The 16,040-nt window shown below is 40.5% G+C and carries 15 protein-coding genes; 11 read left to right on the plus strand and 4 right to left on the minus strand.

All coding sequences use genetic code 11. The features are described 5' to 3' along the window. The first annotated feature begins 178 nt into the window (after positions 1-178). The 7 genes from F993_RS15345 to aguA (F993_RS15315) all read left to right on the plus strand — a co-directional run bounded on the left by F993_RS15345 (position 179) and on the right by aguA (F993_RS15315) (position 10,260). A complete protein-coding gene (locus F993_RS15345; RefSeq protein ID WP_004652905.1) occupies positions 179-1,894 on the plus strand; it encodes an amidohydrolase in 1,716 nt (571 codons plus the stop codon). Between the two features lie 191 nt (positions 1,895-2,085). Then, a complete protein-coding gene (locus tag F993_RS15340; protein WP_004652906.1) occupies positions 2,086-2,841 on the plus strand; it encodes a TorF family putative porin in 756 nt (251 codons plus the stop codon). 463 nt (positions 2,842-3,304) lie between these two features. Beyond that, the gene (locus F993_RS15335) at positions 3,305-4,564 is read left to right on the plus strand and encodes a Zn-dependent hydrolase (protein WP_004652907.1); all 1,260 of its coding nucleotides are present in this window, start codon (positions 3,305-3,307) and stop codon (positions 4,562-4,564) included. 76 nt (positions 4,565-4,640) lie between these two features. After that, complete coding sequence (locus F993_RS15330; protein ID WP_004652908.1) at positions 4,641-6,041, plus strand: aminotransferase; 1,401 nt, start codon at positions 4,641-4,643, stop codon at positions 6,039-6,041. A gap of 216 nt (positions 6,042-6,257) precedes the next feature. Further along, positions 6,258-7,673, plus strand: a complete 1,416-nt coding sequence (locus tag F993_RS15325; RefSeq protein ID WP_004652909.1) for an aldehyde dehydrogenase family protein — start codon at positions 6,258-6,260, stop codon at positions 7,671-7,673. A 115-nt stretch (positions 7,674-7,788) separates the two neighbouring features. Continuing rightward, positions 7,789-9,117, plus strand: a complete 1,329-nt coding sequence (locus F993_RS15320) for an APC family permease (protein ID WP_004652910.1) — start codon at positions 7,789-7,791, stop codon at positions 9,115-9,117. Positions 9,118-9,174: 57 nt separating this feature from the next. Beyond that, complete coding sequence (gene aguA, locus F993_RS15315; protein WP_004652911.1) at positions 9,175-10,260, plus strand: agmatine deiminase; 1,086 nt, start codon at positions 9,175-9,177, stop codon at positions 10,258-10,260. 59 nt (positions 10,261-10,319) lie between these two features. Here the strand turns inward: aguA (F993_RS15315) and F993_RS15310 are convergent, their stop codons facing one another. Genes F993_RS15310 through aguA (F993_RS15300) form a run of 3 tightly spaced genes read right to left on the minus strand, consistent with a single transcriptional unit; the run spans position 10,320 to position 12,077 of the window. Next, positions 10,320-10,634: a DMT family transporter gene (locus tag F993_RS15310; protein WP_004652912.1), complete on the minus strand. Its 315-nt coding sequence runs from the start codon at positions 10,632-10,634 to the stop codon at positions 10,320-10,322. A 3-nt stretch (positions 10,635-10,637) separates the two neighbouring features. Further along, the gene (locus F993_RS15305) at positions 10,638-10,946 is read right to left on the minus strand and encodes a DMT family transporter (RefSeq protein WP_004652914.1); all 309 of its coding nucleotides are present in this window, start codon (positions 10,944-10,946) and stop codon (positions 10,638-10,640) included. 51 nt (positions 10,947-10,997) lie between these two features. Continuing rightward, the gene (gene aguA, locus F993_RS15300) at positions 10,998-12,077 is read right to left on the minus strand and encodes an agmatine deiminase (RefSeq protein WP_004652915.1); all 1,080 of its coding nucleotides are present in this window, start codon (positions 12,075-12,077) and stop codon (positions 10,998-11,000) included. A 601-nt stretch (positions 12,078-12,678) separates the two neighbouring features. Between aguA (F993_RS15300) and F993_RS15295 the strand changes: the two genes are divergently transcribed. The 3 genes from F993_RS15295 (at position 12,679) to F993_RS15285 (ending at position 14,587) form a co-directional block, all read left to right on the plus strand. Beyond that, complete coding sequence (locus tag F993_RS15295) at positions 12,679-12,951, plus strand: hypothetical protein (protein ID WP_004652916.1); 273 nt, start codon at positions 12,679-12,681, stop codon at positions 12,949-12,951. Positions 12,952-13,209: 258 nt separating this feature from the next. Then, complete coding sequence (locus F993_RS15290) at positions 13,210-13,665, plus strand: SRPBCC family protein (RefSeq protein ID WP_004652917.1); 456 nt, start codon at positions 13,210-13,212, stop codon at positions 13,663-13,665. A gap of 112 nt (positions 13,666-13,777) precedes the next feature. Beyond that, positions 13,778-14,587: an SDR family NAD(P)-dependent oxidoreductase gene (locus F993_RS15285; RefSeq protein WP_004652918.1), complete on the plus strand. Its 810-nt coding sequence runs from the start codon at positions 13,778-13,780 to the stop codon at positions 14,585-14,587. Between the two features lie 55 nt (positions 14,588-14,642). On the opposite strand, the gene F993_RS15280 is transcribed toward F993_RS15285, so the two are convergent. Beyond that, positions 14,643-15,455: an IclR family transcriptional regulator gene (locus F993_RS15280; protein WP_004652919.1), complete on the minus strand. Its 813-nt coding sequence runs from the start codon at positions 15,453-15,455 to the stop codon at positions 14,643-14,645. 265 nt (positions 15,456-15,720) lie between these two features. Between F993_RS15280 and F993_RS15275 the strand changes: the two genes are divergently transcribed. Next, a complete protein-coding gene (locus F993_RS15275; protein WP_004652920.1) occupies positions 15,721-16,026 on the plus strand; it encodes a non-heme iron oxygenase ferredoxin subunit in 306 nt (101 codons plus the stop codon). Positions 16,027-16,040: the final 14 nt, after the last annotated feature.

Genomic DNA, 16,040 nt, shown 5'->3' on the forward strand with positions numbered 1-16,040 from the left:
CATGAGGTGCTTTTTGCATTGAAAATGCGGGGTAATTTTTTGAGATCCATTGCATCTCGATTTTCATGTTTATTTAAATGGTACCTATGTTTTCAATCAAATTGGTTCTCGGTTTTGTTGAAAAATCACAGACAATGAAAAGTGCAAAAATAAATATGGATAATGGAATAACGGACTTATGAAAAAGAAATTATGCTTAGGACTTAGCGTTTGTCTGATGACCTTCGGGACTCAGGCACAAACCCCACAAGCGGACATCATTGTGATGAATGCAGATATCCGAACTTCAAATCCAGCCAAACCGAAAGCACAAGCATTTGCAATTAAAGATGGCAAGTTTCTGGCTGTTGGTAATAATGCCTTTATTCAAAATATGGCAAGCCCAAAAACACAGGTGATTGATGCCCAAGGTAAAACAGTCCTTCCAGGGTTAACCGATGCCCACACCCATCTGTTAGGCGGTCTGGAACTTTGGGAAGGCGTGGATCTGTTTGGGATCACCGATCGGCAAGAATGGTTTAAATTGATTGCCAAACGCGACAAAGAGTTACCGAAAGATGCATGGTTGGTTGGTGGTCGTTGGGATGTCAGTGCAATGAAGGACACCCGTATGCCAACGCGTCAGGAGCTGGATGCAATTGTGCCTGATCGACCTGTAGTGTTACAGGATATTGATTATCATACCGTGTGGGTGAACAGCAAGGCGATGCAATTGCTGGGAATCGATAAAAATACCAAAGCACCAGAAGGGGGGGAGATTGTTAAAGATCCACAAACAGGTGAGCCGACAGGAATTTTTAAAGAAACGGCAGCCAATCAACTGATCTTAGCCAGCCCGCAATATACAAAAGCATTACTCTCAGGCAAAGCAGCAATCCCAGTGGTTGAAAAAATCGTTGCTCATTTTAACAGCCTGGGAATCACCTCGGTACATGATATGTGGGCTGAACTCGCTACGGTATATCCCGCTTTGCTTGAGTCACAGAAACAGTTACCGATGCGTATTCGTTTTGGATTAATGGCAGGTGAAGATCAGGCAACACTGGCACAGCTACAAAGCTATGCCAAACAACGCGATCAACTCAATCAACGTTTTATCCAAAAAGAGCAGCAATGGCAGAAAGGACCGCAGTTCCGTTTTGGCTATATGAAGTATTTTGTTGATGGTACGCTGATGAGCTATACCGCTGCACTGAATGAACCTTATGCCGATCGACACCATTTCAACATTGAACCCATTACCTCACAGCCAAAATTGAATGACATCGTGAAAAATGCCAACGACGTGGGCTTTCCTGTGGCGATCCATGCCATCGGTGACAAAAGTGTGGATATGGCATTGAATGCGATTGAAAACAGTCCGAAACACCGTCAACTGATCAATCGGATTGAGCATATTGAAGTTACCACTAAAACGGCAATCCCTCGCTTTGCTGAATTAGGGGTTGTTGCTTCCATGCAGCCAGACCATGCCATTGCTGGTAATTATCAGGAGTCGCGTCTCGGTGAAGCACGAATGCCGTATAGCTATGCTTGGCAGTCGTTATTGAGTAGTGGTGCGTCGATGGTGTTGGGCAGCGACTGGCCAACGGCCCCTGAAAATCCAATGCTACAGTTGAGTGATGTCGTGTTCCGTGAATATAACGGCAAGACCCGTTATAGCGATAATGCCTTGAGTTTGGATGAAGCCTTGTATGCCTATACCCAAGCACCCGCCAATGTCGCAGGCTGGGGCAATGAAATTGGCAGTATTAGTGTAGGAAAATGGGCGGATTTTGTGGTTTTACAAGGGGCTTTCCAAACGCCATTAAATAAAGACATTAAGGATTGGAAAGTGGCTCAAACTTGGTTTGCAGGTGAAAAAGTTTATGACGGTAAGCTGAACAGTAAATAATAAATTGAGTGAAATAAAAAAGCCTGCGGGCTTTTTTTATTTTTTGCGACTTTATTTTAAATCATGATTAAACGCATTTTGCTTAAAAAATAAATGGTTCCTATATTTTTATTTAAATTGGTTCTCGGTTTTATTTCAAAATTAAAGACAATGAAAATTCAAGAATAATCATGTACTAATGGAATAAGTGAATGATAAAAAATACAGTGCTGCTAGGGATTTTCACATCAGCAATATTTTCAACAATCAATGTGCAAGCCGCAGAAACGAAAGCATTTAAAGATCAGTTTGCTGTGAGTGGTTCGCTGGCATTTCTAACGGAATACTACTGGCGCGGCACAACCCAGACGCAGGGTAAGCCTGCCGTTCAGGGGACCTTAAGAGCAGATCATGATTCAGGTTTATACGCACAGCTTTTTGCCTCGAATATACAACTCGATATCGGTAGCAGTGTCGAGTTCGACTATTACCTTGGCTATGATTACCAATTCAATGATCACTTAAAGTTGAATCTACAATATTTGGATGTCAATTACCCCGGTGAAGATAAAACCTTACCACGGGTCGACTTTGAGGAGTATTCAATTGGGTTGTTTGCATCAGGGCTATTGAATCAACAAGATCAACTGAATCTCTCATTTTATTATTCACCAGACTACACTCTAGAAACAGGGAAGATGCTGCGTTATGAGGTCGGTTATCGCTATCCTGTCGCTGACAAATGGCATGCTTATGCACAGGCTGCCTATAACCAGTTCTCAAGTAACGAGGCCTATGAATTATTGTGGGCAACTGATGAAAAGAAACATTTTTATGATTATAAAATAGGTGTCGATTTTAACTATCAGGATTTTATTTTTGATCTGTATTATGCCGATGGTAATGTGAATAAGGCCTTGAAAAATGCCGATTCAACTGTGGTGTTTAGCTTGACCAGAACATTCTAATTGATCATTTTGCAATTTGTAAAATCTGCTCCTGTAAAATAAACAGCCTTAGGTCCAATATTTTGAAAATATAGATGAACTCATCTTATTTTTCAGCGTAGGCCTGAGGCTTTTTTATTATGATGAGAAGAGAAAATAATAAAGCCATCGTCATATTTTTCGTCCATTAGGATCAACATGTTTTACCTATAAAACAGAAAAATAAGGGTAGGAGCCAATTCAAATTTAAAGCTGATTTACAGTGGTTTAATAATAGGCATTTGATCACTTGAAAAAATATAATTTTATTCATTTTTATAGGGATTATTTTATTGAAAAATAATGTTTTTTTACGTTCTGTTCGATAACAACGAAATTGGTTCCTAAAAGAGTGGTGAAATTGGTACTCGTCTTTTCTTGAATTATTTATCAAAGTGGATGCTAAGGCGACTCTAAAGATATTTAAAAAGGGATGTGCAAGACAATGAGAGTGAATGCAGAGCGATTATGGCAAATGCTCATGGAAATGGCAAAAATTGGTGCAACTGATAAGGGCGGCAATACCCGTTTAGCACTCAGCGATGAAGATATTGCAGGTCGAGCTTTATTGTTGGAGTGGGCGGACAGAATTGATCTTTCTGTACATTACGATGAAGTCGGAAATTTAATCTTACGTCGTTCTGGTCAAAATGATACTGCCTTGCCGATTGTGATGGGAAGTCATTTAGATACTCAACCCAAGGGTGGCCGCTTTGATGGAATTTATGGTGTGCTGGCTGGCATGGAAGTTTTGCAGCGTTTGGCCGAAGAGAAAATCACCACCACTCATCCGCTTGAACTTGTGGTTTGGATGAATGAAGAAGGTGCTCGTTTTACTCCAGCGATGATGGGTTCTGCGGCTTTTGCGGGTGTCATTCCTAAACAACAAATTTATGACAGCACAGATAAACAAGGTGTTTCCGTTTTTGCGGAACTGGTGCGTACTGGACAACTTGGCAATTACCCATTGGCTCGTCCATTCCAAGCCTATTACGAAGCGCATATCGAGCAAGGCCCTGTACTGGAAAAAAACGAGATTTCGATTGGTGTGGTGACAGGTGGACAAGCGATTCTCTGGTTGGATATTGAAACCAAAGGTCGAGCAGCACACGCAGGCACCACGCCAATGAGTATGCGTAAAGACACCATGGTCGGTACGGCTGAAATGATTGTGGCTTTAGAGCAATGCATTTTGGAACAATTTCCAGAAGGTTTAGTGACCTTTGGTGAAATGCAGGTCGCGAATTCGTCACGTAATACCATTCCTGGTCAAATCCAGTGGACCATTGACTTACGTAATCCTGATGATTCAGAACTAAAAGCGATGGAACAAGCAACGCATAAACTGTTGCATTCATTGGCTGCACAACGAGATTTAGAGATCAGCATTTCACAACATTGGTTAAGCCCAGCGACCTATTTTGATCGCGCTTGTGTGGCAACCGTACAAGATGCTGTAGACAGTTTGGGATATAGCAATCAGACCATCGTCAGCGGTGCAGGCCACGATGCAATCAATATTGCCAAACACTGCCCAACCACCATGATTTTTATTCCATGTATCAATGGGCTGAGCCATAACGAAGCAGAAGACATCTATGCGAATGATGCGGCACAAGGTGCCGATGTGCTACTCAATGCCATTCTAAATTATGACAGAAACTATGCTGCGCAAGATTCATCAGCGCATGCAGCAACCATTTAACGATTAAAGCCAAGAGCGAAATGTAGGAAATGCAGACTTCTAAAAGAAGTACTGCAAATATTGAGGACGGACAACGATGAACTCTAAATTACCAGTAGAAATTGATATTCAAGATATCTGGCAAAAAGATAAAGACCATGTGATTCACCCATGGACAGATTTTTCGACATTTAAAGACGAAGGTTCTTTAATTATGTCTAAAGGTGAAAATGTCTATGTTTATGATGCACATGGCAATAAATACCTAGATGGTATCGGCGGCTTATGGTGTGTCAATGTCGGCTATGGACGTAAAGAAATTGCAGATGCGGTTGCTGAGCAAATTATGCAATTGCCTTATTACTCTCCATTTGGGCATCAAACGACTGCACCAGCAGCAAAGTTGGCTGCCAAACTGGCAGAGTTAGCACCGGGTAACTTAAACCATGTGTTCTATGGTTGTGGTGGTTCGGTTGCCAATGATACCGCTGTGCGTTTGATTCACCATTATTTTTATCAAATTGGCAAGCCATCTAAGAAAAAGCTGATTGCTCGTAAGGATGCTTATCACGGCAGTACTTATATCAGTATGACCTTAACAGGAATTGAAGCCGATCATGTTGGCTTTGAGATTCACAATCAATTAGTCCATCACGTTTCATGCCCGAATCCATATCGCAAGCCTGAATCTCAATCGATGGAAGATTTCTGTAATGAAAAAGTGCAGGAACTGGAAGATACGATTTTGGAGTTAGGCCCAGATAACGTTGCAGCATTCTTTGCTGAGCCAATCATGGGTGCAGGCGGCGTGATTGTTCCACCAGAAGGCTACCATGCCAAAACCTTAGCTGTGTGTAAAAAGTACAACGTGTTGTATGTGTCTGATGAAGTGGTGACTGCATTTGGTCGTTTGGGACATATGTTTGCTTCAGAGGCGGTATTTGGCATTGTTCCAGACATCATTACCTGTGCCAAAGGCTTGTCTTCAGGTTACTTGCCATTAGGCGCAACCATTATTTCTGATGAAATTTATGATGCGATCAGCAAGCCTCACCATGAAGGTGGTCTGTTAACCCATGGTTTTACTTATTCAGGTCATCCAGTGAGCTGTGTTGCTGCACTTAAAAATATTGAAATCATTGAAAAAGAAAATATTTGTGAGCATGTGCAAGACATGGGCGCTTATTTTGAGCAACAGTTAAAAACCTTGGCTGATCTTGAAATCGTCGGTGAAGTACGTGGCAAAAAATTCATGATGTGTATTGAAAACTTACGTAATAAACAAACCAAAGAACTGTTTGATCGTTCGGTGGGTGTTGGAAAACGTATTGCCAATCATTGTCAAAAATTAGGTCTGATCGTACGCCCAGTTGGTCACATGAATGTGTTATCACCACCGCTGATCTTGACCCGTGATCAAGTTGATTTTGCAGTGAAGACTTTACGTCATGCAATTCAAAATACTATCCAAGAGCTTAAAGCCGAAGGGCATCTATAAACTGAAAGATCAGTGTTTATTCCTCTTAATTTCAGCTTGCCCTCCGGGGTGAGCTGAGCCCCTCAAGCTAAAATCATAGGGGGAGGGGGAAATAGAAATAAAAGATATGGACCGAAATGGCTGAGTAATAAAGGTTTATACCATTGCGAAGCAGTTCTGAAGTTCTTGTAATCAGAATACTTCAAATGGATGGATGAACTGAAGGCGAGTAAGCAGATGAAGAATTATATCAATGGCAAGTGGCAGGCAACTACAGGCACATCACAAATTGCGGTGATCAACCCGAATAATGAAGAGCAGATTCTTCATTTTACCGCTGCTTCTACAGATGATGTTGATGCGGCGGTCAATGCTGCCAATCAAGCGCTCGATGCATGGAGTACGACCACGCCTCAACAACGAGCAGAGTGGTTAAACAAAATCGCTGACCAGCTTGAAACTGAGAAAACTCGACTGATTGAACTTTCCCATCAAAATAATGGCAAGTCATCTGAGCAAGCACAGGTGGATGTTGATAATAGTATCAAGTGCTATCGCTATTATGCGGATTTAGTGCAGAACATGGCGTTGAGTCAAACCACGCAATGTGAAGATGGGACTGAACTTACCCATCAACAGAACCCTGTGGGCGTGGTTGCATTGATTACGCCGTGGAATTTTCCGTTAATTACCAGTGCATGGAAAATTGCACCTGCGCTAGCGGCGGGTTGTAGCATTGTTTTTAAACCGTCTGAACTGGTGCCATTACCTGAATATACCTTTACTGAAATTTTAGATCAAATTCAGTTTCCGCAAGGGGTGTTTAACCTGATTCTTGGGGATGCTGTTGCAGCGCAACATTTGGTGGTGCATGCAGATGTGCAAAAAGTCTCATTTACGGGCAGCACTGAAGTCGGAATTCATGTAATGCAGGCTGCGGCACCCTCTGTCAAACGTGTGACCTTGGAACTTGGTGGAAAATCACCGATTTTAATTCTGGAAGATGCAGATTTAGATGAGGCTGTAGATAAAGCTTTAGGCGGGATGTTCTATAACAGCGGTCAAATGTGTTCTGCGACCTCACGCTTATTGGTGCATCAATCCATTGCTGAGCCTTTCTACCAAAAACTGAAATCAGCTGTGGAGTCGATGCAGCTTGGCACGGATCTTACCGGACCATTGGCGATGGGTCCGATGACCACGCAAAAGCAATTCAATAAAGTGCATGAATATTTAAGCATCGCGCAGCAAGAGCAACTTCAAGCATTGATTGACTTGAACCAAATTGCTTTACCGAACAAGGGTTTCTTTATCCAACCGCATGTATTTATTGATGTGCCTACCGACAGCCGACTTTGGAAAGAAGAAATTTTTGGTCCTGTGATGTGCTGTCGTAGTTTTGCAACCGAAGATGAGGCTGTGCGCTTAGCCAATGATTCTGAGTTTGGTTTGGCTGCAACCATCATGACGGGTTCTGTGCAACGCGGAAAAAATATCGCCAAACGCTTGCGTTCTGGTCATATCTGGATCAATTCATTCCAAATGATTCAGCCAGGCTCATTGTGGGGTGGTTTCAAAAAGAGTGGCATTGGACGTGAACTCGGTGAGTCCGGGATTCAAAGTTATTTAGAGGAAAATGTAATCACGATCTAATCCATTTTTAACAGGTTATTGAATCGAGAAAGGGACTTCTCTTTTCAATACAACGCCAATGCGGTGAAAAAACAATGCACTAAACAGTGTTTGCATTGATGCAGGAGAAATATGCATGGAAAGCGAGAATAATCGGAAAGGACTTTCACTTTGGCAAGTCGTTGTCATTGGTGTGGCCTATATGGCACCCGCAACGGTATTTGATACCTTTGGTATTATTTCCAGAGTGACTGAAGGACGTGTCCCACTGGCCTATGTTTTGGCGCTAATCGCAATGTTGTTAACGGCTTTCAGTTATGCTCGTTTTAGTAAATTATCGCCAAAATCAGGTTCTGCCTATACCTATACCACGGAGACCTGTGGCAAGACTGCGGGCTTTTTTGTGGGCTGGTGTTCACTGATTGATTATCTGCTGATCCCGCTGGTCAATGTGCTATTGGCGTCTTTCTATCTGAATGCATTGATGCCTGATATCTCCTATACCGGATGGGTAATTATTATGGTGGGGCTGTTAACCCTGATTAACAGTTTCCGAATCAATATTCTCGCCAATTTTAGTTTCGTATTTATTGCTGCCACGATTGCAATGATGCTGGTGTTTATCTTTTTGGTGGTCACAGGCATTGGTAACTCCCACGGCTATGGCAGTGTGATGACGCTCACACCACTGTTTAATGGTAATCCTGAATATCTAACGTTACTCACAGGTGTCTCACTGGTTTGTTTCTCATATTTAGGTTTCGATGCTGTTTCTACCTTGGCGCATGAAAGCAAGAATCCAACCAAGACCATTCCGCGCGCAATCATACTCACCACGGTATTGGGCGGGATTATCTTTATTACGGTGTCTTGGTTTGTGCAATTGTCTTTCCCTTCGTTGGAACAGTTTAAAAATCCAGATGAGGCTTTACCTGAAATTGCACTGTATGTCGGTGGGGTATTCTTCCAGTCTGCACTGTTGACTGTACAAATCATGAATGCTTTTGCATCAGGTTTGGCCTCGCATGCCAGCGCATCGCGGTTGCTGTATATCATGGGCCGAGACGGGGTATTTAACCAAAAAGTATTTGGTTCCGTGAATGCTCGATTAGGTACACCTTTATATTCGATCTTTTTTGTCGGCATGATTTCGTTGCTCGCGATTGTCGTGGACTTAGCAACAGTCGTCAGTCTGGTGAGTTTTGGTGCCTTGATTGCCTTTACCATGGTGAACTTTTCGGTATTTATGAAATTTTTCGTGATACGCAAAGAACGGGCTGGATTTAAAAATATTTTCTTCAATTTATTGCTGCCATTGGCTTCGGTGCTGTGTTTATTAGGGTTGTGGTTACACCTCGAAAAATCAGCTTTGGAGTTTGGCGGAATATGGCTGGCCACAGGTGTTTTGCTTTTACTTTATAAAAAATTGAGAAAGCAGCCGATTTCCTTTGGTGCAACCACCTGAAGGCTTACTCAGTTAAAAAATATTTCTAAGGATTTAAAAGTTGTGGAAAAACAGGATATGCAACAAACAATGAATACACCTAACCAAGATGGTTTTCAGATGCCAGGTGAATGGTCGCCTCAAGAAGCCGTCTGGATGATTTGGCCTTATCGTACCGATAATTGGCGCGCCAATGGACAACCCGCTCAGCAGGCTTTTGCTCAAGTTGCAGCAGCAATTGCTCAAACCACGCCTGTATTTATGGCAGTTCCATCAGCTGAAATGGATAAAGCCCGTCAAACGATGCCAGCGCAAGTGACATTGGTTGAAATGGAAAGTGATGATGCGTGGACACGTGATACGGGGCCAAGTATTGTCAAGAATGCTGCGGGAGTGCGGAAAGGGATTAACTGGGTGTTCAATGCGTGGGGTGGTAAAAATGGCGGCTTATACTTTCCATGGGATCAAGATCAATTAATTGCTCAGCAGATTTCAGCACGACATGATCTTGAAACCTATTCGACTTCTCTCATATTGGAAGGAGGTGCGATTCATGTCGATGGTGAAGGGACATTACTGACAACAGCCGAGTGTTTGCTTAATCCAAACCGAAACCCAAATCTGACTCAGACTGAAATTGAGAATACTCTTACAGAATGTCTCGGCGTAAGTCATTTTATTTGGTTACCTGAAGGCGTATTTAATGATGAAACGGATGGGCATGTCGATAATATGTGTTGCTTTGTCCGTCCCGGGGAAGTTGCATTGCATTGGACTGATGATCCTAATGATCCCCAATATCCACGATCTGTCGCGGCATTAAAGGTGCTTGAAAATAGCAAAGATGCACAGGGGCGAAAGTTAAAGGTGTGGAAGTTGCCATCTCCAGGACCTTTATATGCCAGTGAAAATGAAACGATTGACGTTGAAAAAGGCAATGCGATTGAACGTTTTGAAGGTAATCGTCTAGCGGGATCATATGTGAATTATCTGATCAGTAATCAGCAAATCATTTTCCCATTACTGGATCAGCGTACAGATGAACAAGCCAAGGCGATCTTCCAGCAGATGTATCCAGATTATTTAATTACTGGTGTTCCTGCACGTGAGATTTTATTGGGCGGTGGCAATATTCACTGTATTACCCAGCAAATCCCAGCATAAAGAGTAGCAAAGACAGCGATATAGGGGATATATCGCTGTCTACAACAGTTTAAATGTTTTTAACTGGCAAGTTTTAAGGTAATGACGCCCGTGACAATGACACCGACATAAAAAAACTTCTCCACACTTTTTCGTTCACCCCAAAAGAAAATGCCCATTAAAATGGTTCCAATCACACCGATCCCTGTATAAACGGCATAGGATATTGAAACATCAATGTTTTTCATCGCCATATGTAATAAAAACAGCGAAGCTGAAAGTGACACAATGTAGAGCGGAATCGCAGTTCTGTATTTTTTATGAATTAGGTCACGAATGCTTTTCACGACAAATATTTCAAATATTCCAGATATGATTAATAAGAGCCAACTCATGCTTTAGTCTCCGATCTGTTTTAGTTTGATCACGCCAATAATGATCATCACAATCGCAATTACGGAAATAAAATTCACTGGATTTTCTATAATATAGGTATCAAAAAGGAAAGTTCCTAAGGTTCCAAGTACAACAAAAAATACATAGGCATAAGAAGGCTTCATTTTTTTTGCTGCTAAGAATAAAAATAGGAAACTCCCGACTATAAAGAAAATCGTAAATGACCATTCAAATAAGTTTCGAGAATACTTCAGACCAATGGCCCAAAGTATCTCGAATGAACTTGCAATGAATAAATATAACCAAGCCATAAAAACTCACCGTAAGTAGATTAATTTAAAATTGAGTTATCCATACAGATGCTATTTGGGAATTTGTTGAGTAATACAGTGAATATTCCCGCCACCTAATAAGATTTCTCTCGCCGGTACACCCGTAATTTGATAATCAGGATACATTTTGTGGAACAAAATATAGGCTTGATCATCGGTTCTTTCATCCAATAAGGGGAAGATAATATGTTGATTACTGATCAGATAATTCACATATGATCCCGCTAGACGATTACCTTCAAAACGTTCAATCGCATTGCCTTTTTCAACGTCAATTGTTTCATTTTCACTGGCATATAAAGGTCCTGGTGCGGGTAATTTCCACACCTTCAGTTTTCTGCCTTTTGCATCGGTAACGGATTCAAGGATGTCTAATGCTTGTCTCGAACTCTCATACTGTGGATCATTCTGATCATCAGTCCAATGCAAGGCCACTTCGCCTGGACGGACAAAGCAACACATGTTGTCGATATGCCCATCGGTTTCATCGTTATACACACCCAATGGCAACCAAATGAATTTCTCAATGCCGAGTAAAGTGGAGAGTTCATCTTCAATTTGTGCTTGAGTGAGATTTGGGTTTCGGTTTGGATTAAGCAAACACTCGGTTGTTGTCAGTAATGTCCCTTCACCATCCACATGAATCGCACCACCTTCTAAAACCATGTCTGACTGATGTAATGGGATGGAATGAAATTGGGCAACTTGGCTCGCGACTTTAAGATCTTTATCCCAATTGGAATATAAGCCGCCATTTTCTCCACCCCATGCATTAAAGACCCAATCTACAGCGGTCTTGTTACCAGCTGGATCTTTAACGATGGTGGGACCGGTGTCTCTCATCCATGCATCATCACTCTCCATTTCAACTAAGGTGACATGTGCGGGAATCGTGGCTTTTGCTTTATTCATTTCAGCATGGGGAACAGCCATAAACACAGGCGTGCTTTGAGATATGGCTTCAGCGACTTTGGCAAAGGCTTGCTGTGCAGGTAATGCACCTAGTCTCCAGTTATCGGTACGATAAGGCCATATCATCCAAACACATTGTTGTGGCGTCCATTCAGCGGGCATTTTATACATATGATTTTTCATTTGCTTAAATTTCATATCAGACTCGATTCATCTGATATTAGTTCAGATATTTTGAATGTTAAATAAAGGAGCTATCAGTTTTTTTGAAATTTGATAGCTCTAATCCTCATGATTTTTTTATTTAAAAGAAAATGGAAGATAAAATAAATAAGAATATTAAATGCTTGAGTGTTGTGAAATGTTTGTTTAAGCATGATTTATTATGTGAGTAGTCATTCTTAATTTTCGAATAAATGGCCTAAAATGGTTAAAAAATGAATAAATTGGAACATTTGAACGTCTTGTAGGATAAATACTTTGAGTAAAAAATATTAAAATGAGTAGATTATATTTAAATGTCTGTAACATCTTCTTGAGTGGCCGTATTTTATTGTTGATATAAATATATTTTTAAATTAATGCTTAGTGATATGACTGGAATTTTATTTTAATTTTCAAACAAGTTGATATGTTTTGTCCTGATTTGTTTTAAGTTTTTTCCTAAACTGATTTTTTATAAATAACTTTTAAAAAATACAGATAAAAAAGATAATCCTGTTAATTTTTTAGGTTTTTTATGTGCAGTTATTTTATTTGATTTTTAATATGATCTTTCTTTTGTTCTTGAGAATAGATAGTGAAGAAATGGGTTTGTAAGAACTGTGGTTTATATAAGAAAGTTATACCAAGTCGTATTAATTCAGGGCGAAAAGTATTTTTTATTCAAGAAGTGAATCATTTAGGGAAAGTAAGCAGGATAATCAGTAAAGGGAAAGTTGTCAGCCGCAATCAAGATATTTTGATCATTTTGAGTGAAGGTGTTTTATGCATGGTCAAGGATATTGATGTCTATCCAGAGGATGCACCTGTTTATTTTGTATACAATATGTTTGGTGCATGTGAATGTTAATTGATTCACTTCCTATTGTTTAGATAAGACTATGCTTGTTATATATTTTTATCATCAAAAGATTGGCACAAGAAGTCAAAAAATAGAAGCAGTGTCAAGCTATGTGGCTGGCACTCTATATAATTACAAGAAAAATACGACCGAAATTTAGATATAGATTGATGGATAAACAGGCGCTAATGAGATGATGTAAAGCTTGGAAGAGTCGACCTCATATAACAAAAATTTCGGAACACATCTTGTAAAGGACGATGTCGAATGCCTAAATTTGTTGTCATGAAACAAAACTTTAATGCGCCTGTAGATCTCATTTTTCATATTTTTTCTAAACATCGGACCTTTAATACTGTTTTATGGCCGATACAATCGGTTGTGATTAAAACATCCGAAGATAATCAGAATACTGATGGGGTGGGTTCCATACGGAAAATGGGTGTCGGCGTGTTCAAACCGATTCAAGAAGAAATCACGCAGAGTTTGCCCAATCAGATGATTGAATATCAAATGATAAAAAATTGCGTGTTCGCTTATCATCTGGGACGACTGGAGTTTGCAGAGTGGGAGGGACGTACCCATTTGACCTATACCATTTGGTTAGAGAGCAAAGTCCCATTAGTCACAGAAATCAGCTTGATGCAGCTTAAGCTATCCGCAACGCGTGGGTTAAAGAAAATTGCAACCCAAATTAATCAATTTCAGATTAAAGCTCTATAGTGAAGTGAATACAAAATAGAAAACAACATTGATTTGATCAAGATACGCTACAGTAATTGTCGTATGAGTAAATCAATAGATTCGAAGCGATATTGTGTTCAAGGAGAAAACAATGGACTTAATGGACAAGACCATCATTATTACGGGAGCTTCAAGTGGAATTGGTGAACAGGCTGCAATACAACTGGCGCAAGCAGGGGCTACGGTTTGCCTGATCGCGCGTCGTTTAGATGAGTTGCAACGCATTCAAAGCACTATTCAGGCACAAGGCGGACGAGTCTCTATTTATCAGGCCGATTTGACTGATGGAGAACAAGCACAAAGCTGCATCGCTCAGATTTTGGCTGAACATCAGAAAATTGATGTTTTGGTAAATAATGCGGCCCGTTCCATTCGCCGTCCAATTCTTGAATCACTGGATCGACTACATGATTATACCCGGACTATGCAAATTAATTATTTTGCAGCAGTCAATCTGACGCTGGGTCTATTACCGCATTTCTTGGCCAATGGCGCTGGGCATATTGTCAATATCTCGACCATGTCTACTCAAGTGCCAATTCCATTATTCTCAGCTTATTTGGCCAGTAAATCCGCACTCGAGTCTTTTTCCCGTTCATTATCAATGGAACTGAAAGGCAAAGGTATTGATGTCAGTATTGTGTATTTCCCAATGGTGCGAACACCGATGTCATCCAAGACTGCAATCTACAAACACATGAAAATGTTGGATACATCTGCTGCTGCAGGCTGGATTGTGAAAGCGATCCAAAATAAATCTTATCGTGTCAGCAGTAAAACAGGTTTGATTGCCAATGCGGTATTGAATACCGTACCCACATGGATGATGAATTTGTCTCGTCCTTTATTCGATGCGATGGATAAACGTTTAAAAAATAAATTACAGACAGATCAATCCTGATGATTGAAGTAAGAAAATTTGAAAAAAGCAGCTTTCGCTGCTTTTTTGTTATCCTCTAATAGATAAATTTAGAAATCTTATCTGCACTCTGAATTACTGTGTCGGCAATTTCATTTCTAAAATAATGTTCATCATAGCTGCCTAAAGGACAACTGACAGAGAGTACCGCCGCCATTTGATGGGTAGATTGTTTAAAAATCGGTGCAGCACAGGCCGCCATATCGTGATTGTAATGTCCCCAACTGACCATAGAACGTTGAGTTTTGACAAAACTGAGGCGTTGTAACAGCTCCTTGAAATTTTTTGGAGTGAGTTCTGAGAATGTATCCCATTGATTAAAGTTTTTATAACGGTCACGAATTTCCGTTTCGTTGAGATCTGCCAACATCATTTGCCCTATCACAGTGGCATGTGCGGGCCAGCGCGTGCCTAGGCCAATATTGCTGGTGAAGGTGCCATTGGATTGAATGTTATTGATAAAGACAATATGCGTGCCTTCCAGAATGGATAAATGCACCGCCAGTTGGGTTTGATCACGCAGTTCTTTCATCAACGGCGTGGCTAAATCCAATAAGGATTGTTTAGATAAACTATTAAAGCCGAGTTCCATCACCTTTGAATCGAGTGCATAGGTCTTTTGTGACGCTTTGCGTAGAAAGCCGCATGATTCCAGCGTGTAGATCAGTCGAAAGGCACTGGAACGGTTGACATCCAGAACTTCGGCAATTTCAGTGATGGTCATTTCTTGGGTTTGTTGATTAAAGGCTTGCAAAATTGCCAAGCCACGCACTAAGCCAGGGACTAAATAGCGATCATCATTTTTTGTGAGTTCAGATTCTTGAGAGTCTGTTTCAATGCTTGAATTCATCAGTTTAATTTTCCTACAAAAAACGCAAATCATAAAATTTAATTTTCTTAGGATTCTATTCTAACTGCAAAGCGTAATGAAAAGATAGTTTTATATATGAAACAAAATTTCTTAAGTAAAACGTAAGATAATGTGTAATAAATATCAAATTTATGATTTTTAAAGATTTATATTGTTTGACATAAAAAACAGCATAGGAGTATTCTTTATTAAAGTTTGTTATATCAAATATTGTTTTATATATAAAACAAATGAGGATGCAAGGATGAGTTGGATCTCAGTTTGTCAGCAAGACGACGTTACCGAAGATGAGCCGAAAGCCATAGAAGTCGACGGTAAAAAAATTGGCGTATTTTTCATCGATGACAATTATTTTGCTATTGAGAATGTTTGCCCGCATGCCTTTGCCTTACTTACAGAAGGCTTTATTGAAGATCAAACCGTTGAATGTCCATTACATGAGGCCATTTTTGATATTCAAACAGGTGCGTTGAAAAGTGGACCAGGATGCCGCGATCTATGTACTTATCCAGTACGTGTTGAAGGGCAGGACGTTCAAATTCAACTATAAATCTTATTTATAAG

It is taken from the genome of Acinetobacter proteolyticus, from assembly GCF_000367945.1.
Lineage (GTDB): Bacteria > Pseudomonadota > Gammaproteobacteria > Pseudomonadales > Moraxellaceae > Acinetobacter > Acinetobacter proteolyticus.